A 22,699-nucleotide genomic window follows, 5' to 3' on the forward strand; every position below is an offset into this window, starting at 1 on the left:
TATAATACTAGTGAGAAAGAAGTGCAAACAGGAGGCGCATGTATGAAATTGGTAATTAAAGTTTTAGCTGTATTCGCCATCATTTTAGGGGGAACAGCATATTATTTAAACACAAAAACAGAAGGTGTACATGCTTTTGTAGACAACTTCTTTTCAAATAAAGAAATACAAGATTATTATGCGGTTGTAGATAAAGGTGAGAAAAAAGACGGTGAATATTTGTATACATTTAAAGGGTATACAGAGGACGGAAAGCAACAAATTATTAAAAGAATGGTAAATCGTGAATTGCATGCAGGTGCTTTTATAAAAATTTATGCAAAAGGTATGCAAGGAAAAGGATGGGCTGAAATAACGAAAGAGTCAATCCCGCAAAAAGCGTTGCAAAAAATAGAAAAATCATAAAAGGAGCGAATCGTTCGCTCCTTTTTTAGTGCGTTAAAATAGTGATAGATGTATTTTCTTTGTTAGAAATGATTTTGGCATGTCCACCAATTGGAAAAGTAAAAATTGGAGTTGTATGTCCAAAATTTGCATTTGCAATGATAGGAATATGTGCAAGTTCAGGTTTTGAAGAAATCATTTCTTGAATGTCCGCTATCGTACATTCTGCTTCTTTTTGCATTCTTCCTATTACAATACCTGTTATATGTTCAAAATCAGGTTGCTGCATAAGGGAATGTAGATAGCGATCAAAAGTTTTAAGCGTTGATTTTCCTGTTAAACTGTCTTCTTCAAGGAATAAAATTTTGCCCTTTAAGTTTGGCATATATGGTGTGCCTTGTAGTAAATTAAGTGTGCTCATATTGCCACCGATAATTTCTCCTGTCGCTTCCCCCTCTTGAATTGGAACATACCCTTCATTTTTTATAAATTCTCGATTTTCCTGATCCATATACCAAGAATCATCGCTCCACGTTTCCGCCGGAATGATTTCAATAGGCTCATTAGTGGTTAAGCATTGTAAAAAGTAATCGTTTGTATACTCGAGCCCTTTCTCCATTCCAAATGAAGAGAAGTGGGGACCCGAATATGTAACAAGCCCTGTTTTTGTGTAAATTGCATTATTTAAGGCAGTAATATCAGAATAACCACAGAAAAATTTCGGGTTTTTACGAATTAGATCATAATCGAGATGTTTCAATAAACCATTGGAGTTGTATCCACCAAGTGTCGTCAAAATAGCTTTTACATTAGGGTCTCCAAATGCTTCATGGAGGTCTTGAATGCGGGAAGAAATAGAAGAGGAAGCAAATTGATCTATCACATCGGCATATTTTGAGAATGTAACTTGAAAGCCCATGTCAGTTAATCTTTTTATAGCAAGTTTTCTATTTTCATTTGAAACAATACTTAAACTACAGGATGGTGAAATCACGCGTATTTCATCACCCTTTTTTAACTTTGTTGGTATCACTGAATTCACCTCTATAATTAAAAGAATATTTAGATTTAAAAAATATTTTATCACATGAAATAAAGTAGAAGTGAATTATTTTTTGAAATGGAGTTTTCCTGATTTTTCAGCAGACAGACAGCGTCTTTTTTTGATATGATAGGAAAAGTGATTTATTATAAGTAGTATTTAATATCTATAACATTTGAAAGGTGTGCAAGACGTGAAGAAACAACTTGCAGGCTTGCCGGTACACGTTCATTTCGTAACAGAAATCCGTGAAGGGGCGAGGAAGGAAACCGTTGCTTTTGAAGCAAATGGTCAATACTATGTAAAAGGTCAAGGTACATATGTAACATTCCAGGAGCCGAACGAACAAGGCGAAGTGAAAACAATTATTAAAATTCAAGATGAACAAGTTCTCATTATGCGTTCAGGTGCTATTTCTATGCGTCAGACGCATGTGAAAGGTGAATGGACAACGGGTACGTATACGAGTGAACTTGGTACGTTTGCACTGCAAACGAAAACTGATAACGTTCTTTTTAAATGGTCGGATGAAAAGAAAAAAGGACAACTCTTCTTAACGTACGCATTGCTTCTAAGTGAACAAGAAGCTGGCAGATATACAATTACAATTAATTTGAAGGAGGCAAAATAATGAATTCCTTAGAACAGGTAAAAGGATTGATTAAAGAAGAAATTCAAGCTGCTGTATTAAAGGCAGAATTAGCGACAGAAGAACAGATTCCAAACGTTGTATTAGAATCTCCAAAAGATAAAACAAATGGTGACTTCTCTACAAATATGGCAATGCAACTTGCACGCGTTGCGAAAAAAGCACCTCGTATGATTGCAGAAGAACTAGTTGCAAACTTCGATAAAGCAAAAGCTTCTATTGAAAAAATCGAAATCGCTGGTCCTGGTTTTATTAACTTCTATATGGATAATAGCTACTTAACAGATTTAATTCCAACAATCGTAAACGCTGGTGAAGCTTACGGTGAAACGAACACTGGTAAAGGTGAAAAAGTACAAGTTGAGTTCGTATCTGCGAATCCAACAGGTGACCTTCACTTAGGACATGCACGTGGTGCGGCAGTAGGTGACACTTTATGTAACGTATTAGCAAAAGCAGGATACGATGTATCTCGTGAGTACTATATTAATGATGCTGGTAACCAAATTCATAACTTAGCTCTTTCTGTTGAAGCTCGTTACATGCAAGCATTAGGTTTAGAGAAAGAAATGCCAGAAGACGGTTACCATGGTGCGGATATCATTGGAATCGGTAAACGTTTAGCTGAAGAGTTTGGTGATCGTTACGCAAAAGCTGATGAAAAAGAAAGCTATGAATTCTACCGTGAATATGGTTTGAAATATGAGTTAGCAAAACTTCAAAAAGACTTAGAGAGCTTCCGTGTTAAATTTGATGTATGGTTCTCAGAAACATCATTATACAAAAACGGAAAAATTGATGCTGCACTTGCTGTATTAAAAGAGCGTGATGAAATCTTTGAAGAAGGCGGAGCAACTTGGTTCCGTTCAATGACTTACGGTGACGACAAAAACCGTGTATTAATTAAAAATGACGGTTCTTACACATACTTAACGCCAGATATCGCTTATCACCGTGATAAATTAGAGCGTGGTTTCGATAAGTTAATCAACATTTGGGGTGCTGACCACCACGGTTACATTCCTCGTATGAAAGCTGCTATTCAAGCGTTAGGTTACGATAAAGAAACACTTGAAGTAGAAATCATCCAAATGGTACAACTGTACCAAAATGGTGAAAAAATGAAAATGAGTAAGCGTACAGGTAAAGCAGTTACACTTCGTGAGCTTATGGAAGAAGTAGGCGTGGACGCAATGAGATACTTCTTCGCGATGCGTAGCGGTGATTCTCATTTAGACTTCGATATGGACTTAGCTGTATCAAAATCTAATGAAAACCCAGTATACTATGCACAATATGCTCATGCTCGTGTATGCAGTATCCTTCGTCAAGGTGAAGAGTTAGGATTAGCTGCAGATGGAGACGTGAATTACAAACTTGTTACTTCTGAGAAAGAAGTAGAGTTACTGAAAAAACTTGGTGAATTCCCAACTGTAGTTGCGGATGCAGCACAAAAACGTCTGCCACACCGCATTACAAGCTATGCATTTGAATTAGCAGCAGCATTACACAGCTTCTACAATGCAGAAAAAGTATTGAACCAAGATAACTTAGAATTAAGTAAAGCTCGTTACGAGTTAATGAAAGCAGTACGCACTACACTTCAAAATGCATTAGCAATCGTAGGAGTATCTGCACCAGAAAAAATGTAATTAAGAAAAGCGAAAGCGGCTCGTTTAGAATAGGAGGGGGATGGAGCTCCTGACAGAGAGGCGTACTTTGCCTCGGAGGAAGGCGCGAAGCCACCGAGTATTCTAGCCGCTGGAGCTGGACAATGAAGAAAAGCGGAGCCGATTTTTCGCTTTCAGTAAAAGGCAATCACACGATGTTGTGATTGCCTTTTTGTATGGAGATAATAAAAAAATAAAATTTTATCAAACAAAAGGATAATTTGCGTCGTCTTATATAAATGACAGGAGGCTTATGATGGAAGAAAAGGTAGAAGAATTAATTGATATATATAAGCAGCAAATATATTCCTTATGCTATAAGTTAGCGAAAACGAAAGAAGATGCGGAAGATATTTTTCAAGAGACGTGGATAAAGGTTTTTTCATCAAGGCACCAACTTTCTTATGTGGATAATTATAAAAAGTGGATTACTACAATTTGTGTTCGTACGTTTTATGATTTTTATCGTAAGAAAAAAAGGTGGAAAGATCGAATATTGGATTTGTTTCATAAAGAAGATGGTGGAGAAATAGATTTCGCAGATGAAGTGAATATATCAGAAGAATTTATTCAAAAAGTGGAAGCGGAAATGATACGGGAAGTAATACAGTTATTAAATGAAAAATATAAAACGGTACTCGTACTCTATTACTATGAACAATATTCTTACAAGGAAATGAGTGAAATATTAAATATACCGATTGGTACGGTGAAGTATCGTCTCAATTATGCGAAAAAGAAAATGCGAGAACATTTGGAGGGTTTCGTGCATGAAGGAAGATAAATTTGAACAGAAAATAAAGAGCAGTTTAGCGGGAGAGATGATTCCTAGCGAAGAGCTGATAAATCATACGAAACAGAGCGTGCGAAATGCTCGGAAATTAGAAAAGAGATGGGTTGTTTTCATTCATGCTATTTGGATGATTGTATTAACAGTCACCCTAGAGCAGTTTGTTAGTCATTTGGATCATAAAATATCTGTCATTATAACGATAGTTATTATGATGCACCTATACATTCCTATATACGTTGTCATACAGTCATTTTTAAAGAAGGAGTATAAATTACATGATAGAGTTCGCTAATCCATTTGTAGTATTTGAGATAGCTGGGATTACAATGTTTTTGGCTTTTATAGCACTTTTAGTATGTGTAGCATCATGGGTGTATACAGATGCGAAAACGTGTGGAATAAGTAAGTGGTGGAGTGTTATAGCGATTGTATTGCCATTTTTTATTGGAGTTTTGTTATATATGATACGAAGAAGTAACAAGAAAATAGAAGGCGAACATACGATGAAGGTTATGAAAAAACAAAAGATAACATTAGTTGTCATATTTGCAAGCGCGATGTTTGTATTACTTAGCGGCTTTGCTTTTGTTCAAACGCTAGATGATATGTGGAGAGCTGGTGATATATATTTAGAAAATGAGAAGCGAGGGGAGACAAGTTACGAGGCAAAATTCTCATCATGGGATATTGCTGGGAAAGGTATTGAACTTGAGTATGCAAAAGATACAGAAGTAACATTTTTTTATGAAACAGATGCAAAACGTGGTAACTTATGCTTTAGCTTATATGAAAGGAAAGGAGAAGGTATAAGAGAGTTAAAAGAAATCTGTGAATCGAAAAAAGGTACTTTTAAAGCTACATTAAAAGCAAATGAAAAGTATGTATTTAATATAAGTGGTTTAATGGTGAAAGATGGTTTTGTAAAAGTGAATTGGGAAGCAAAATAAAGGGCCCTTGAGAAAGGCCCTTTATTTTATTGGATTGTATAAGTAACAGAAAAACTAACAGGACTATAGTAAACGTAAGGTGCATGAAATTGAACGTACATATTTCCATCTGTTTTTGCAGTGAAAATTCGGCCGTAACCATCAGAATAACGTCCAATAAGGTTATGATTTGAGTCATAAACACTGTAACTAGGAGTTTTGCTGTTAGGTTGAATTGTTAACTCTTGTCCCTTTTGAAGGAAAACAGGTTCTTGTTCAGAACTACCTCCAGTTTGCAAAGAATAAAATTTTGTAAAGCTTTGTTCTTGAGCGGCAGCAGCGACTTTTGTTTCAGGAATAAACGCGGTAGCGCCGGTAATTCCTGCTAAAGTTAACGCACCTGCTAAAATCATTTTTTTCATAATAGAAAAAGCCTCCTTATAAGTTGTAATCGATATTGTTACAGTTAATATTGTATACGATAATGAGTAGGATAAAATATGCTTTTATGCATATATATTTTTTCTCAATAAAAGACCACTGATAAAAATCAGTGGTCTTTTATTGATTAAGCAGCTTTCTGTTCAGTTTGAGTAACAGGTTTTTGAAGCGAGTTATAAACCCCTGTTCCGATAACGTCTAATGCCATTTTCATTCGTTCAGGTGAAATATTTTCTAATACGTTATCTTGAGGTGTATGGTATACCTTCTCAATATGATAGATTAATGGATTCCAACTATCGACACCCATCCAAATAAATAGAGCAGCAGGAATACCAGCTTCAGCAAATGGAACATGATCACTAGAACCGAATTTACCTTGTAGGACGAGGTCATTATTTAGTTGTTTACCTGCTTGCAAGGCAGCATCTGTTACAAAGTTTGTAGAGCCATCAGGTGTCATAGCGTATAAATTCTTTGCTTTATCATAATTTGTTGCAACCATGTCTGCGTTAAAGACACCTAAAATTCGATTGCGTTCTTTTTGGGATAGACTATTAACGTAATAATCGGAGCCAAGTAAGCCAGTCTCTTCAGAACCAAAGGTAATAAACCGAATTTCCTTATCAGTTTCTACATTTTGAAAAGCACGAGCTAGTTCTAATACTAATCCAGTTCCAGAAGCATTATCATTTGCGCCAGGTGCTCCGACAACACTATCATAGTGCGAACTTACAACGACTGCTTTTTCATTACCGGTACTCTTTTTTGGTTTCTTTTTGGCGATAACATTTAGAGATGTTAATTTAGATTCATGTCTCGCTTTTAGGGAAAGAATTGTTGTCCCTTTTTTAGCGATTTCTTCTTTAAATGCATTTCCTTGCGCATAAGCAAGACCAAAGACAGGGATAGATTGCTTTTTCGTTAGGCGGGGATTGAAGGTTTGTCCATAATTTCCGCGTCCGCCAATTAAACTGTATAAAAGAACACCTTTTGCACCTTTGCTAACAGCATTTTCAACTTGTTTATTATAGTCTGTAATTGTCGTTCCTCTTTCAAATAAAACAATTTTACCGTTTACTTCATTTGGAATATCTTCTAATTTTGTCCCACCTTGAACAAAGATAAGGGGAGCTGTAACAGCTTCTGTAGAAATTAGTGAATTAGGAGCAGCACCAGCTTGCCAATTACGTTTTATTGATAGTGGTGATTCAATGAATCCAACGTACTGATCGGGCACCTGAAATGGCTGATATTCTACTTCATAGCCCATCGATTTAAGCTGCATACCAATGTAACGAGAAGCCCATTCTTCGGATTTTGTTCCACCGGGTCGAGGACCAATTGTTTCAGATAAGAAACGAACATGTTCAATTGCGCGGTTTGGATCAATCTGTTTTGTAATAGATGGAGTTTGTGTAACCTCTGACGTGGAATCCGCTTTTGCTTGCCCAATTGGAGCTAAGCTAACAGCGAGTGATACAGCAAGCAAAGAGCTTACTATTTTTTGTTTCAATGATTTTCTCATTTTTTCCTCTCCTATTCTTCTATTCTCTGTGACTGACAAAAGAAGACGGATAATGACTTTATTTTACCTTCGAGTCTTTTATTTTTCAATATTCTGACATTGAGAAATAAAAACAATATATGCATATTTGCATATTTTTGAGGAAGATATGTATGCTATCATTTTAAACGAAGGTTCGCTTTCTACTCTGAAAGCTCCTACATTGCATGAATCTAGTGTACCCAAACTTTAGATTATGTAGAGAAATGGAACCACTGTAGGGTTTCATTTCTCATGTTTGAATCAGTTGATGGTAATTATGTTTCCGCATTTCATAATTATTATCAGTGATATATGTAAGGCATCCATATGAAAATAAGAGGCTGTTCAAAGGTTTTCCGTACTTTTGGGCAGCCTCACCCCGTTAAAAGGACGATACTTTATGTATCGTCCTTTTTGTATAAAAAAACATCCAATCAATTGAGAGATTGATTGGATGTAAAAACATTATTAATAATGTTTTTTGCGTTTTGTAGCTAAAATACTTAATAATCCAGCTAGTAGAAGGACGATACCTACTGTTTGTGTAGGGTCTTCTTTATGACCTGTATTTGGAAGGTGTTTATCCGTATTTCGATCATCTTGCTGTTTGTTATCTGTTTCATTTGATGTTTCTTCGGAAGTTCCGTTTTTGTGTTTCTCAGATGTTTCATTGCCTTTGTTTTCTTCTTTATTTGGAGGAGTAACTGGCTTGTCATCTCCACCTGACGAAGATTCAATCTTTTTATTTGAAACTGTAATTTGTAGTGGTGTAGCTTGGGCTTTATCAATTGTAAAGTTTATTGGTGATGCATCTAATTGATAGCCTTTAGGAGCCTGTGTTTCTACTAATTGATAATTACCAGGTTTCAAATCATTTACGATTACTTTTCCGTGTTGGTCTGTTTTTAAACCTTCTCGGATGATTTTTCCATCTTGGTCTAAAATATTGAAAATGGCACCTTCAAGTGTTCCATGGTGATCAATATCAACTTTAGTTAACTCAATTGAACCTGTTGTTAAACTATTTAAAGCTGTAACAGAGGTAACCTGAGATTGTCCTTTCGTAATTGTGAAAGGAATTGGTTTAATGTTTAAATCATAGCCAGTTGGAGCTTTCGTTTCAATAAACTGATAATCTCCCGGACGTAAATCAGAAACAGAAATCTTCCCATCTTTATCAGTAGTTAAATCAGAACGAATATCCTTGCCGTCCATATCTACAATTTTAAAGATAGCCCCTTCAAGAGTAGTACCATCGATGTCATCAACTTTAGTTAATTCAACTGCGCCTTTAGTTAAGCTGTTAGTAGCAGTAACAGAAGCTTTAGCAGTTTGACTCTTTTCAATAGTAAACTTGATAGGATTTTGATTTAAGTCATAATGCTTAGGAGCTTTCGTTTCAATGAACTGATAATCTCCCGGACGTAAATCAGAAACAGAAATCTTCCCATCTTTATCAGTAGTTAAATCAGAACGAACATCCTTGCCGTCCATATCTACAATTTTAAAGATTGCTCCTGCAAGAGTAGTACCATCGATGTCATCAACTTTAGTTAATTCAGCTGCGCCTTTAGTTAAGCTATTCGTAGCAGTAACAGAGGCGATTTTTTCTTGGCCTTTTTTAACTGTGAACTTAATAGGTGTTTTGTTTAAGTCATAGTGTTCAGGAGCTTTTGTTTCGATAAACTCATAGTCTCCTGGCGGTAATTCATCCACAACTAAACGGCCGTTTTTATCAGTAGTTAAATCGGTACGAACATCGTGTCCATCCTTATTAACAATTTTAAATACAGCACCTTCAAGTGTTGTGTTTTGCTTGGCATCATCAACTTTAATTAACTCAACACTACCTTTCGTTAAGCTATTAATAGCTGTAACGAAGACATGCTTTGTTTGACTTCTTTCGATTGTGAACTTAATTTGTTCTTCATTTAAGTCGTAATGTTTAGGAGCTTTTGTTTCAATAAATTGATAGTCTCCTGGTTGTAAGTCTTTAGCAATGATTTTTCCGTCTTTATTGGTAACTAAATTCGTACGAATGTCGTTACCGTTCAGATCAGTAATTTTAAATACCGCACCTTCTAGCATTTCTTTCTTATCTATAGAGTCAACTTTCGTTAATTCCACGCCACCTTTTGTTAGGCCATTCTTAGCAGTAACAGAAGCGTGAGTTAGTTGACTTCTTTCGATAGTGAAGCTAATAGGTGTTTTATTTAAATCGTAATGCTTAGGAGCTTTCGTTTCAATGAATTGATAGTCTCCTGGGCGTAAGTTCGTAGCAGTAATCTTACCATCTTTATCAGTAGTTAAATCAGTGCGAACAATTTTACCTTTCGCATCGATGATGTTAAACACTGCATCAGAAAGTTTTGTATCTGGATTTATATCATCCACTTTTATTAATTCTACAGCACCCTCAGTTAAGCTATTTGTAGTAGTAACTTGGAGCTTTTCTTTTTGGCTTTTCTTAATTGTAAACTTAATAGGTGTACTATCTAATTTATAGTGTTCAGGAGCTTTCGTTTCAACAAACTGATAGTACCCAGGACGTAAATCAGAAACAGAAATTTTTCCATGTACATCTGTTGTAAGCTCAGTACGAATGTCGTTACCATTCAGATCAGTAATTTTAAATACCGCATCTTTAAGAGCAGTACCATCTACATCATCCACTTTAGAAAGTTCCACAGCGCCTTTCGTTAAGCTATTTGTAGCTGTAACGGAGATAGGATCAGCTTGGCTCTTTGTAATTGTGAATGGAATCGGCTCTTTGTTTAAATCGTAGTGTTTCGGAGCCGTTGTCTCGATGAATTGATAATCACCAGGACGTAGGTCAGAAACGCTAATTTTACCTTGTTGATTCGTAACAAGATTTTTGCGAATTACAGTACCATTCATATCCACAATTTTAAATACTGCGCCTTCAAGAGTAGTGCCATCGACGTCATCCACTTTAGAAAGTTCCACGCCGCCTTTTGTTAAACTATTTTTCATAGTAACGGTAGCAATATCTTTTTGGCTTTTTTTAATTGTAAATATAATTGGTTTTTTGTCTAAATCATAGTGTTCAGGAGCCGTTATTTCAACGAATTGATACGTACCAGGACGTAAGTTTTCGATAACGATTTTACCTTCACTGTTTGTTTTTAAATCTGTTTTAAGTACTTTGCCATCTTGATCCAGTAAATTAAATACCGCATCAGCAAGTTTTGTTTGAGTGTTTAAATCATCAACTTTAAGTAATTCGATACTACCTTGTTTTAAGCTATTTGTAGCAGTTAAAGAAATAGCTTTCTTCTGTCCTTTTTCAATAGTGAATTTGATTGGTGTTTCATCTAAAACGTAATGCTTAGGAGCTTTCGTTTCGATAAATTGGTAATCACCAGGACGTAGGTCGTTAATTTCGATTATTCCTTGTTCATTTGTAACAAGGTCTTTATGAACTACATCACCGTTCATATTAACAATTTTAAATACTGCATCTTTAAGAACAGTGCCATCAACATCGTCTACTTTAGAAAGTTTAACTGCACCCTTTGTTAAAGCATTTGTAGCAGTGATATGAAGAGTTTCAGTTTGGCTCTTTTTAATTGTAAATACGATAGGTTTTTTATCTAAATCGTAATGTTCAGGAGCAATTGTTTCAACGAATTGATACGTACCAGGACGTAGGTTTTCAACAACAATTTTACCTTCATCATTTGTTTTTAAGCCTTCTTTAACTAGCTCTCCGTCTGCATCTAATAAATTAAATACGGCGTTAGCAAGTTTTGTAGTTATATCAATATCGTCAATCTTTGTTAGTTCAACGCTACCTTTTTTCAAAGCATTTTTGCCTGTAACATTGATCTCTTTCGTTTGACTTCTTTCAATTGTAAATGGAATCGTTGTTTCATCTAATACATAGTGCTCAGGAGCTTTTGTTTCAATGAACTGATAGTCTCCAGGGCGTAAATCAGAAACAGAAATTTTACCGTTTTTATCTGTAACAAGATTCGTATGAACTTCCTTACCATTCATATCCACAATCTTAAAGATTGCACCTTCGAGCATCGTACGATCGATGTCATCAATTTTTGTTAATGTTACTGCACCTTTCTTTAAACTGTTAGTAGCAGTAACAGTAATATTCTCTTTTTGACTTTTTTCGATAGTGAACGGAATAGGGTCTTTGCTTAAGGTATAGTCTTTTGGAGCTTTTACTTCAATAAATTGATAGTCTCCAGGACGTAAATCAGAAGCAGTAATTTTACCGTTTTTATCAGTTGTTAAACCTTTTCGAATTACCTTTTTAGTATCATGAGCGTCAACGATTATAAATTCTGCACCTTCAAGAGTAGTGCCATCAACATCATCAACTTTTGTTAAAGTGACGCCACCTGTAAGTAAACTATTTTTTACAGTAACAGGGATAGGAAGATCTTCCTTACTACCTTTTTTAATTGTGAACTTAATAGGTGTTTTGTCTAATTTATAATGTTCAGGGGCTTTTGTTTCGATAAATTGATAATCCCCTGGTGCTAAATCAGGAATAACTAATACTCCGTAATCATCTGTTGTTAAATCTTTCATAATTTCTTTGCCAGTTGCGTCTTGCAAGGTGAATACAGCGCCGGCAAGAGCTTTACTACTTTCCACATCATCTTCTTTAATAAGTTTAACTTTTCCTTTCGTTAAACTATTTTTAAATGTAAGTGGAAGGAGTTTTTGTTGTCCTTTTTCGATTGTAAATTCAATTGATTCTATATTTACATCGTAATAAGTTGGAGCCTTTGTTTCGATAAGTTTATAGTTACCAGGACGCAAGTCATCTACAACTAGCATTCCTTTACTATTCGTAACAAGGTCCGTACGAACATCTTTATTAGTATCTCTATTAACGATTTTAAATACTGCACCTTCAAGTGTTTCCTTTTCATCTGCAGCATTCACTTTTGTTAACTCAATACCGCCTTTTGTTAAGCTGTTTTTAGCGGTAACAGTAGCCTGAGTTGTTTGACTTTCTGTAATTGTAAATTTAATTGGTTTTGTATTTTTGTCGTAATACTTCGGTGCTGTTACTTCGATAAATTTATAATCGCCAGGGCGTAAGCCAGTAGCGATAGCTTTACCATCCGCACCAGTTTTTACATTTTCGCGAATGACTTTCTTTTCATCATTTGCATCAACAATTTTAAATACAGCACCTTCAAGAGCTGTACCATCGATATCATCAACTTTTGTTAATTCAACATCTCCTGGTTTTAAAGCATTTTCAGCTTTCACAAGTAGAGTTTCTTTCTGACTTCTATCGATTGTAAATTCAATAGGTTCTGCTCGTAAAACGTAATGTTCAGGAGCAGCTATTTCAATAAATTTATACGTACCAGGACGTAGGTTACTAACTTTAACTTTACCGTGTTTATCAGTAGTTAAGTTAGTGTGAGGGGAAACGTCATTATTATTTGTATCGACAAGTTTGAATACTGCACCTTCTAGTGGTTTTTTCTCACCAAACTCATCAACTTTTAATAATTCAACTTCGCCGGTTTTTAAGCTGTTATTTGCCGTAACAGTAGCAAGAGTTTGTTGGCTTTTATCAATTGTAAACTCGATAGGGTTTGTACTTAACGTATAATCCTTAGGAGCTTCTGTTTCGATAAATTTATAAGCACCAGGCTCTAGATCTTTAACAGTAACTTTTCCATCTGAACCTGTTTTTATATTTTCACGAATTACTTGTTTCTCGTCATTCGCATCGACAATTTTAAATACAGCACCTTCAAGGGCAGTGCCATCGACATCATCGACTTTTGTTAAAGTGACACCACCTTTAATGAGGTGATTCGTCGCAGTAACAGTAACTGCTTTCTTTTGACTTTTTATAATTGTAAACTCAATTGGTTTTTTATCTATGTCGTAATCTTTAGGTGCTTTTTCTTCGACAAATTGATAGTCTCCAGGGCGTAAATCTTTTGCTTCGATTTGTCCTTGATCATTTGTCGTTAATTTTTCATATCCACGAATTACTTTGTTATATCGATCGCGTACACTGAACTCCGCACCTGCTAAAGTTTTTCCATCTTTATCGAATTTTGTTAAAATGGCCGATCCTGGAATCAAACTGTTTGTTGCAGTTCGGTTTATTACTGTTGTTTGATCTTCTTTGATTGTGAATTGAATAGGTGTACTGTCTAATTTATAATGCTCAGGAGCAGTTGTTTCTTGTAAGTAGTAAGTTCCTGGTTTTAAATTATCTACAGTAATTTGTCCTTGATCATTTGTTGTTAATTTTTCGTGTTCTGAAATTATTTTTTTGTCTTTATCAAGTAGTGTGAAAACGGCACCTTGCAGTGTGACGTTTTTATTCAGGTCATCAGACTTTGTTAAAACTACTTTACCGACAAACTTCTTATTTGCAAGTTTATATGTTGTAGTCTCTTGTGTACCAAGTTCAACAATTTTCCCTTGTTTTAAATCCCAGCTAATTACATAGCCTTCAGGAGCCTTTGTTTCTTTTAATAAATATTTATCGCGTTTTAAATTATTAAATTTAGCGATACCGTCTTTGTCTGTTGTAATTTTACGGATAACAGTTTTACCTGTACGATCGTATAAAGTAAATTCTGCCCCAGCTAATAGTGCGTTCTTATTGTCGTTATCTACCTTTATAATTTCAAGGTTTCCACGGCCTTTAGTAGCAGATCCTCCGCCTGAACCAGAAGACATTCTCACTTCAATCGTTTCAGTAGTTTCTGTGTTTTTAACTGTCAACTTATTGCCTGTGATTTTCGCTTTATTACTTACTTTTTCTTTATCGTCTGCATTAATAAGTGAGCGATATTCTAAAATATAAGCTCGATCAATTTTTTTCAAGAAGGCAATTTCGAAATGTTGCTTTCCGGTATTATTGTCTGTTGTTATTTTGAGTTTATAGTCTGTTCCTTCTTTTAATTCGTTTACTGTATCTTTTGTTAAATTTCCATATGGATCAACAGTTGTAGGATATAAGTGGAATGAATCTTCCACAATTACCTGATTTTCGGTTGGGTCATCTGTTACAACGGCATCTGCAATGGTTGATTGGCTTTCGTTAATTGCGATACTCCAATTAATATAGTTGTCGTCTTGCACAGCTTTTTTAGTAACGAAGCTGCCACCTTTATTTACTTGAGTGTCACCTGTAAGGGTGTTTACGATTTTAGAACCATCTTTTAAATCTGCCTCGTTTTTGTAGGTGCCTTGGATAAGTTCACCATCAAGGCTTGTTTTAAAGATAATATAGTAAGGTGAATTAATTGATTGTTTGAAATGAACCTTTAGGGTGTTTTTATTTTTCTCTGTAGGTTCTTCAAGTTCATATTTCTCAGTTGGTACAGCATTACCAGGTTGTGCATTATCAGGATTTCCATTTAGAATCATATCGCGCACTTCAATGGATCCAGGCACTAATTTTTGTTTATCTTGTATTACGTCTATAACATAAGGATCTTTAATCTCAACATTATTATAGTTAAAGCCTATTATCCAAGTAATTTCCTTCGTTTGGGCGTTATAAGAACCGTATTTATAACCATTTGCCTTTGTGAAAGTATCAGGATCGAAATTAGCTTCAACTTTATTTGATTGTGGATTAGAATCCGTATCTATCCAAGAAAGGTTACCTGTATTTTTAAATGAATTTTTACCACTTTCTAGCTTTGTATAATCAAAGTCTGTCGTATATTTTACGACTAATGTCTTTGTCATATTAGACTGATACGTACCTATAAGAGTAATTTTGAAGCCTTTATCTGTTACATCTAAAACATAGTCAGTCCCAGCTTGAAGGGTATAATTTCCGTCTTTAATTTCTAGTTTCTTATCTTTTAATTGTAATCCACCATGATCAAAGGTGTCCGTAATAATCGCGTTGCTTAATGGATAGTTGTTATTATTTACTATAATTGTCCAAGTTGTTGTTTTGTCTTTATAATTTGTTTCAGCTTTATTATTAGATTTAATAATATTTTGCTGCTTGAAGCTAGCTTCATTTTCTTTACTTGAATCATTATCAGCTGTAACTTTATTTTTTACTTTTCCATCTTCTATAACTTTATTAGTTGGCTTGGTTTTATAGGTAATCACATAAGCACTATTAATATCATCATTAAACTGTAAATCGAATCCATTCTTCTTGTTACTTACAGTGTAATTATTAACAGCGTCTCCTGTTACAAGCGTTCCTTTTTCATTATATGAAGCGTTTTTTACAACAATAGAATTTGCATCTAGTTCGTGTGTATCGTCAAAAATATCTTTTAAAATCGCATCTGCTTTTTTGATCTCTCTTTGATCACCATTGTAAGTAATTGTCCACTCAATTGTTTGCGTCTTTGGATCATATTTACTTGTTTTATTTAAGTGTGTACCACGAGAAACCGTTACAGTAGAACTTGCGTTTTGTTGCTTTTGATTATCACTCGTTATCGTAACGTTATTTCGGAAACTTTTAATATTTTCATCAGTAATCTTTGTGGCATATTCGATTTGATATGCTTTATTGATAGAGTCTTTGAAAGCAATCTCCAATTTTGAGCCATCTGATGAAATAATATTGTAATCTGTTGGCTCAGCTTCTGCACCACGCGTTACATTCCCATTAACATCAACTTCTAAATAATAAACTTTAATAGAATCTTTATTTAAGCTTGTACCTTGTGGAATGTTATCTTTAAAAACAGCGTTTTTAAGGGTGTCTTTCGTTTTGTTCATCTCTACTTTCCAATTAATTTCATTTGTATTAATTGGTCTATCAGGTAAACCCTTTTTATTCGTAGCTGTTTGTACATTAGGCTTAAAATCAACTGTAATAGAAACATCCTTATCTTTAATCGGGAAAGGAATTTCTTGTGTTGTTGTACCTTTAATTTCAGCTTTATTAAATTCTGTCTTTAATTGTAGGTTACCAGCAACATCTGGATGCTCTTCAACATAATCGTTGAATGTCATCGTGACTTTTCCATCTTTTGTAACAGTGAAATTACCAATTTGATGGTTTTCACTATCATATAAAGGACTGTTAATTGTATTGTAAATCTTAAAATGTTTAGGAAGATCAAAAATATAGTAATCTCCATTTTTCACATTCATTGATTTTAAAAGTTCCCATGTAAACTCAATATTGGCAGGGGAATCTGTACTTGGACGGTTATCCTCTGTAAATGGTTTTCCGTCTTTATCCGTCAACTTTACACTGGTTAAAATGTTTGTTGTTATTTGCTTTGGACCTGAATTTGTATTCTCAGCAGGGGCGCTTGCTAGCTTTTGTTCTGGATTGTCAGTAGCAATTTTAGCTGCTGGGTTTTGTTCCGGATTATCAGTGGCAGTTTTAGCTGCTGGGTTTTGTTCCGGATTATCAGTGGCAGTTTTAGCTACTGGGTTTTGTTCCGGATTATCGGTAACAGTTTTAGTTGTTGGGTTTTGTTTCGGATTATCAGTAACAGTTTTAGTTGCTGGGTTTTGTTCCGGATTATCAGTAACAGTTTTAGTTGCTGGATCTTGCTCCGGATTGTCAGTAACAGGTTTAGCTACTGGATCTTGCGCTTGTTTATTAGTATCCTGTTTGGTGCCATCTTCTTTAGAGTTTTCTACTTGAACAGGAACTGATATAGGCTGAACCATTGTTCCTAAAGGAAAAGCGATTTGAACTGATTTTTCCCCAGTTTTTAAAGTTGAGTTAAACACGGTATCAACTTTAATTTTTCCTTTAGCGTCTTTCAAATTTTCTACTTGATTATTAAATATTAATTTTAATTTATTATCTTTAGCTGTTATAAAATATTGACCAATATTTTTTTGATCTGTTACTAAATCCCCTTGCAAATCTTTAGATACTTTTAATGCAAGTGGTATTTGAACTACTGCTGTATCATTTGCGTGTGCAGCTTGTTGATCCTTTATTGACCAAGCATATTCTACTTGAATGGTTGATCCTATCTTTATTAAATTGTTAGGATTTTTTGCTTCGTCAATAATATGATTCGTTGCATCTTTCATTTCAACAGTGTCAAATAAGGAATCTCCTGTTAAGGTTTCCGCTTTTACTTGATTGTATGGAAAACTAGCAAGTTGCGAAAATAGTACGAATACAATTAAACATACATTGAAAAGTTTTTTCATTTTTCCTCCTCTGAACATTCATTTGTCCATTGGGGACTTATTCCACATGAACAAATGGAATATAAAAAGTATTTTTTATAAGCTATTTACTTTTTGCTATCCCTCCGTTTCTATACGCGTTCTCAGACAAGTAGGATTATGTTCAAAGTAATATTATTTAACGTAAAACAAAATGTATATTTACACAGTTCTGTGGAAATATACACAATTCGACAAAAAATGTCGAAAAAAATACTGATATTAAAGAATGATATCAGACCTTTATATGTGAGATAGTTTTCATGTATATCTAGTAAAAAAGAATGGTTATAAAGGTAAGTTTTACGATACATACTAACCAATGTAGTGTATCCCTTTGTGAAGGCTTATTTTTGCCTTAAAGTTATGTGGAGATAAAAAGCTAGATAGGGTTGGTTTTGGTCAGAATGAAGACAATATGTACTTTGAAAATAGTCATTTATTTTGTCTAAAGAGAGTTGTGCGATTAGTGGACCGAAGTTGAAAGATGATAGTTTCTTACATTGTTAGAGGAATATAAGAATTACAGAATATTCGACTAACACGTTACTACGGTCATTTTTGAGACTGTTTAAACAATAAGAAAGAAGGTGTTTTACTCCTTAGTTACAATATCTTTTTAGTAAAGATAAGCTTAAGTAACCTCCGCTAAAGATTATATACTTAAATGATAAAGAGTTCAACAGTAGTTCACATATTTTCCCAAAAATAAAAACGGCTGTTTTATGTGGAATAAATCTACAAAACAGCCGTTTTTGGTATTAGATTTCTGTTAAAATTATTGGTTCGCCGCGCGTTACGACAACGGTATGTTCACATTGTGCAACAAGACTTTTATCAGGTGTAACGAATGTCCAGCCGTCGTCACCACGTTCAATAATATGATCAGCTTTCATAGAGATGAACGGTTCTACAGCGATAACAAGACCGTCTTTTAGAAGCGCATTATCCATTGGATCATAGTAACTTAAAATGTGATTTGGTGCTTCATGTAAGCTAAGACCAATGCCGTGACCAGTTAAGTTTTGAATAACATTGTATCCACTTTTATGTGCGAAGTTTGAAACAGCACGACCAATTTGATTTTGTTTTGAGCCAGCTCTAACCTTTTTCATTGCTGCCCAAAATGCATCAACTGCTGCTTGGCAAAGCTTTTCTTTTGCTTCGTCTTCTCCAAGAACAAATGAGATACCTGTATCTGCATAATAGCCATCAAGTGCAGCAGATACATCGACGTTTACTAAGTCGCCTTCTTTTAATACGCGATCTCCTGGAATACCATGAGCAACTTCCTCATTTACACTAATGCAAGTTACACCTGGGAAATCATATTCTTTTTCAGGTGCAGAAATAGCACCATGCTCATCTAATACTTTTTTACCGATCAAATCAAGCTCTTTCGTTGTCATACCTGGCTTCGCTTCTTTTTTCATTTCTTCACGTGCAAGCGCAACGATGCGGCCGATTTTTCGTAAGCCTTCTAAATCTTGTTCATTACGAATAATCATGAAAACCACTGTCCTTCCTCGAATATATATCTTATCCGATTGTATCATGTTTATTTTCGTCCTGCTACTCGCTTGCGGTATGCAGCTTGATTCCTCTCATAAAGAATACATGACAATTGTCATATCAATGTCATGACGCATCATACTGTTTCCTAAGTTTTCCAAGTAATACAATGTAAATATAAGAAACAGCGGGGGTGGAGAGATGGAAAAGATTATTGAAGTAAATGGTGTTTCTAAAACATTTAAACATAAAAACGCAGTAAATAACGTTTCATTTCATGTAAATAAAGGGGAAATAGTAGCGTTACTTGGTCCGAATGGTGCGGGGAAAACAACGACGATGTCGATGATGCTTGGATTAAAGGACCCGACAGAAGGTAAGGTCTTTATATTTGGAAAGAGTCCAAAGCATAGAGATGTTCGTAATAGCCTCGGTGCGATGCTGCAAGAAGTAAGTGTCATTGATAGTATTACGGTGGAAGAGGCAATCGAGTTATTCCGTAGTTATTATACGAATCCTATAGCGAAAGAAACGTTACTGCAGTTATCAAATTTAGAATCAGAGCGAAAGCAAAGATGTGAGAAGTTATCAGGTGGGCAAAAAAGAAGGTTGAATTTTGCGCTTGCACTTGCGGGAAATCCAGATTTGTTATTTTTAGATGAGCCGACAGTCGGAATGGATATTACGTCTCGAAGAATGTTTTGGGAAACGATTCGAAAGTTAGCAAGTGAAGGGAAAACAATTATTTTAACGACGCATTATTTAGAAGAAGCAGATGCTTTAGCAAATCGTATCTTATTATTTGCGAACGGAAAGATTATCGCAGATGGTACACCAGACGAAATGAAAGCGACGATTTCGCGAAAAACAATCACATTTTACTCGAAGGAAAGCATTCCTACAAAATTACTAAAGGAATTACCAAATGTAACAGAAGTAAAGTCAAGCGAAGGACGCTTCATTTTAACAACGGAGGATACGGATGCAACTTTAAAAGCCATTTATCAAAAGAGTTTACCTGTAACAGATGTTTCAGTTGAACGTGGAAGTCTTGATGAAGCATTTGAACAATTCGTTGCAAATCAGAAGGAGGAAATCGCATGAGAGCGTTATGGATGCAGTGCAAAATAGAAATTTTACGTACATTCCGCAATAAATTATTTATCTTTTTCTCATTATTAATGCCTGTTATGTTTTACTACATTTTTACAAATGTTGTTCAAGTACCACAAAACGGAGATGCGTGGAAAGCACACTATTTAATTTCGATGGCAACTTTCAGTATTGTAGGGACTGCACTCTTTAGTTTCGGTGTGAGACTTTCTCAGGAAAGAGGACAAGGATGGACACATCTTTTGAAAATCACACCACTTCCAGAGGGTGCGTATATAACTGCTAAAATTATTGCACAAACAGTAGTAAATGCTTTTTCAATATTAGTTATCTTTATTGCAGGGATACTAATTAATCATGTTGAGTTAACGGTAGGGCAATGGATTGGTGCGGGATTATGGTTGTTGTTAGGGGTAACACCATTTTTAGCATTAGGCACAGTAATAGGTTCCATTAAGAAGGCGGACGCAGCTGCTGGCTTAGCAAATATTTTAAATATGAGTTTAGCTATAGTTGGCGGGTTATGGATGCCGATTGAAGTATTCCCCAAAATATTAAGAACGATTGGTGAATGGACACCGACATACCATTTCGGAAGTGGTGCGTGGGATATTGTAGCTGGAAAATCAATTGGATGGGAAAATATCGCGGTATTAGGAGGTTATTTCCTTATATTTGTTGTAGTATCAATATATATAAGAAAAAGACAGGAAGCGGTATAAATGATAGAGAAGAAGAGGATTGAGATTTTTCCGAAACATATGGGATTCTTCCCGTATATGTGGTTTGTTTATCTATTATTTCCAATTTATCACTTAGCGCAGGCATCAGGATGGAAGCTTGTAATAGGAAGCGGTATGTTGATAATTTTTATCGTCACATACCGTCAGCTTTATTTTGTTCAGAGGACGTTTGTTTTTTGGGCGTGTATTCAAATGGTACTCATCTTTTTATTTGCTTTATTTTATAATCCTTTTATGATATTTTTTGGCTTTTTCACAGCAAGTGCGATGGGATTTGCGCCAAATAAGAAAGTATTTCGAGTGCTGTTATGTTCGTTAGTTATAATGCTTGGAGCATTTTTATTTGTAAATATGAATCAACTAACAACTACAAGTTTAGTAAATATCGTTCCAATGTTTATTTTAATGCTTCTTACGCCATTTGGTATGCGCAATTTTAATCAGAAAAAGATGTTAAGAAATCAATTGGATCAGGCGAACGAGCAAATTAAAGACTTAGTAAAACGTGAAGAACGGCAGCGGATTGCAAGAGATCTTCATGACACATTAGGGCATACGTTATCTCTTATTACTTTGAAAAGCCAGCTTGTAGAGAAGTTAATTGTGAAAAATCCAGAGCGTGCAAGTGCGGAAGCGAAGGAAATTACACAAACGTCTCGTACAGCCTTAAAACAGCTGAGAGAATTAATTTCTGATATGCGTATGATTACGGTAGAAGAAGAGCTAGAGCAAATAAAAGCGATCTTACAAGCAGCTAATATTGAATTAGAAGTGAGGCAAGAAGCTAGCTCGAGTTCGTTATCACCAATTGAACAAAATATTGTCGGGATGTGTTTACGTGAGGCTGTTACGAATGTTGTAAAACATAGCAAGGCAACGCGGTGCACAGTTTCTGTATTAGAATCGCAAGGTGAGCTGATTTTGAAAGTAAAAGATAACGGAATCGGTTTAACAGATCAAAATCATGATGGAAATGGTATCCGCGGCATGAAAGAACGAATTGCTCTTATTGATGGATTTGTTGAACTAGGTACAATCAATCCAGGGACGTTGTTAACAGTAAAAGTTCCAGTTGTTATTAGAACAGGAAAAGATGAGGTGAGGGCATGATTCGAATTATTATTGCAGAAGATCAACGGATGCTTCGTGGTGCATTAGGGGCCCTACTTGATCTAGAAGATGATATCGAAGTAATTGGGCAAGCGGCAAACGGGGAAGAGGCACTAAAATTAATTGAATCGTTAAAACCGGATATAAGTATTATGGATATTGAAATGCCGATTCAAAGTGGATTAGATGTTGCTGAAGCGTTAAAGAAAGAAAAATCATTATGTAAAGTAATAATTTTAACAACATTTGCACGGCCGGGATATTTTGAAAGAGCAATGAAAGCTGGTGTGCACGGCTATTTGTTAAAGGATAGCCCAAGTGAAGATTTAGCAGCAGCAATTCGTAATGTAATGAAGGGGAAACGAGAGGTCTCCCAAGATTTAATGTTCGGCCTATGGCAGGAGCAAAATCCGTTGTCAGATCGCGAAAAGGAAGTATTGTTGCTTGCGAAAGAAGGAAAGACGGCAAACGAAATTGCGAAGGCACTTTATCTTTCACCGGGTACAGTGCGTAATTATATTTCTGAAGTATTAACGAAGCTCGATGCGAAAAATAGAATTGAGGCAATTACAATTGCGGAAGAAAAGGGTTGGATATGAAAAGAAGTTT

Annotated in this window: 15 protein-coding genes; 10 read left to right on the forward strand and 5 right to left on the reverse strand. The window is 35.2% G+C overall.

Features of this window, described 5'->3' with window-relative positions; all coding sequences use genetic code 11:
* The first annotated feature begins 42 nt into the window (after positions 1–42).
* Positions 43–405 carry a YxeA family protein gene (locus ACS2FK_RS09775; protein ID WP_000779932.1) on the forward strand — a complete coding sequence of 121 codons (363 nt, stop codon included), beginning with the start codon at positions 43–45 and terminating at the stop codon, positions 403–405.
* 25 nt (positions 406–430) lie between these two features.
* Here ACS2FK_RS09775 and ACS2FK_RS09780 read toward each other — a convergent pair whose 3' ends face one another.
* Complete coding sequence (locus ACS2FK_RS09780; RefSeq protein WP_063549183.1) at positions 431–1,417, reverse strand: S66 family peptidase; 987 nt, start codon at positions 1,415–1,417, stop codon at positions 431–433.
* 202 nt (positions 1,418–1,619) lie between these two features.
* On the opposite strand from ACS2FK_RS09780, the gene ACS2FK_RS09785 reads away from it, so the two are divergent.
* From ACS2FK_RS09785 to ACS2FK_RS09805, 5 genes are all read left to right on the forward strand, one after another.
* Positions 1,620–2,057 (forward strand): DUF1934 domain-containing protein, encoded by a 438-nt coding sequence (locus tag ACS2FK_RS09785; protein ID WP_000744343.1) that lies wholly within the window; start codon positions 1,620–1,622, stop codon positions 2,055–2,057.
* A complete protein-coding gene (gene argS / locus ACS2FK_RS09790) occupies positions 2,057–3,727 on the forward strand; it encodes an arginine--tRNA ligase (protein WP_063549181.1) in 1,671 nt (556 codons plus the stop codon). The genes ACS2FK_RS09785 and argS overlap by 1 nt, the downstream gene beginning before the upstream one ends.
* 274 nt (positions 3,728–4,001) lie before the next feature.
* Complete coding sequence (locus ACS2FK_RS09795; RefSeq protein WP_000391649.1) at positions 4,002–4,529, forward strand: RNA polymerase sigma factor; 528 nt, start codon at positions 4,002–4,004, stop codon at positions 4,527–4,529.
* The gene (locus ACS2FK_RS09800; RefSeq protein WP_000656690.1) at positions 4,516–4,830 is read left to right on the forward strand and encodes a hypothetical protein; all 315 of its coding nucleotides are present in this window, start codon (positions 4,516–4,518) and stop codon (positions 4,828–4,830) included. The genes ACS2FK_RS09795 and ACS2FK_RS09800 overlap by 14 nt, the downstream gene beginning before the upstream one ends.
* On the forward strand, positions 4,814–5,485 hold the full coding sequence (locus tag ACS2FK_RS09805; RefSeq protein WP_063549179.1) for a hypothetical protein: 672 nt from the start codon (positions 4,814–4,816) through the stop codon (positions 5,483–5,485). Before ACS2FK_RS09800 ends, ACS2FK_RS09805 begins: the two co-directional genes overlap by 17 nt.
* 26 nt (positions 5,486–5,511) lie before the next feature.
* On the opposite strand, the gene ACS2FK_RS09810 is transcribed toward ACS2FK_RS09805, so the two are convergent.
* From ACS2FK_RS09810 to map, 4 genes are all read right to left on the reverse strand, one after another.
* Positions 5,512–5,886, reverse strand: coding sequence for a hypothetical protein (locus ACS2FK_RS09810; RefSeq protein ID WP_000738223.1), 375 nt, complete (start codon positions 5,884–5,886; stop codon positions 5,512–5,514).
* Between the two features lie 146 nt (positions 5,887–6,032).
* Positions 6,033–7,433, reverse strand: a complete 1,401-nt coding sequence (locus ACS2FK_RS09815; protein WP_053563296.1) for a M28 family metallopeptidase — start codon at positions 7,431–7,433, stop codon at positions 6,033–6,035.
* Between the two features lie 489 nt (positions 7,434–7,922).
* Positions 7,923–17,594, reverse strand: coding sequence for a SpaA isopeptide-forming pilin-related protein (locus ACS2FK_RS09820; RefSeq protein ID WP_063549177.1), 9,672 nt, complete (start codon positions 17,592–17,594; stop codon positions 7,923–7,925).
* A gap of 779 nt (positions 17,595–18,373) precedes the next feature.
* Positions 18,374–19,168: a type I methionyl aminopeptidase gene (gene map / locus ACS2FK_RS09825; RefSeq protein ID WP_047792083.1), complete on the reverse strand. Its 795-nt coding sequence runs from the start codon at positions 19,166–19,168 to the stop codon at positions 18,374–18,376.
* 157 nt (positions 19,169–19,325) lie between these two features.
* Between map and ACS2FK_RS09830 the strand changes: the two genes are divergently transcribed.
* Genes ACS2FK_RS09830 through ACS2FK_RS09845 form a run of 4 tightly spaced genes read left to right on the forward strand, consistent with a single transcriptional unit; the run spans position 19,326 to position 22,689 of the window.
* Complete coding sequence (locus ACS2FK_RS09830; protein ID WP_000411127.1) at positions 19,326–20,228, forward strand: ABC transporter ATP-binding protein; 903 nt, start codon at positions 19,326–19,328, stop codon at positions 20,226–20,228.
* The gene (locus ACS2FK_RS09835; RefSeq protein ID WP_001202428.1) at positions 20,225–20,959 is read left to right on the forward strand and encodes an ABC transporter permease; all 735 of its coding nucleotides are present in this window, start codon (positions 20,225–20,227) and stop codon (positions 20,957–20,959) included. Before ACS2FK_RS09830 ends, ACS2FK_RS09835 begins: the two co-directional genes overlap by 4 nt.
* Complete coding sequence (locus tag ACS2FK_RS09840; RefSeq protein WP_063549175.1) at positions 20,960–22,090, forward strand: sensor histidine kinase; 1,131 nt, start codon at positions 20,960–20,962, stop codon at positions 22,088–22,090.
* The gene (locus ACS2FK_RS09845; protein WP_063549173.1) at positions 22,087–22,689 is read left to right on the forward strand and encodes a response regulator transcription factor; all 603 of its coding nucleotides are present in this window, start codon (positions 22,087–22,089) and stop codon (positions 22,687–22,689) included. Before ACS2FK_RS09840 ends, ACS2FK_RS09845 begins: the two co-directional genes overlap by 4 nt.
* Positions 22,690–22,699 lie beyond the last annotated feature (10 nt).

This window comes from Bacillus cereus group sp. BceL220, from assembly GCF_051776965.1.
In the GTDB taxonomy this organism is placed as follows: domain Bacteria; phylum Bacillota; class Bacilli; order Bacillales; family Bacillaceae_G; genus Bacillus_A; species Bacillus_A cereus.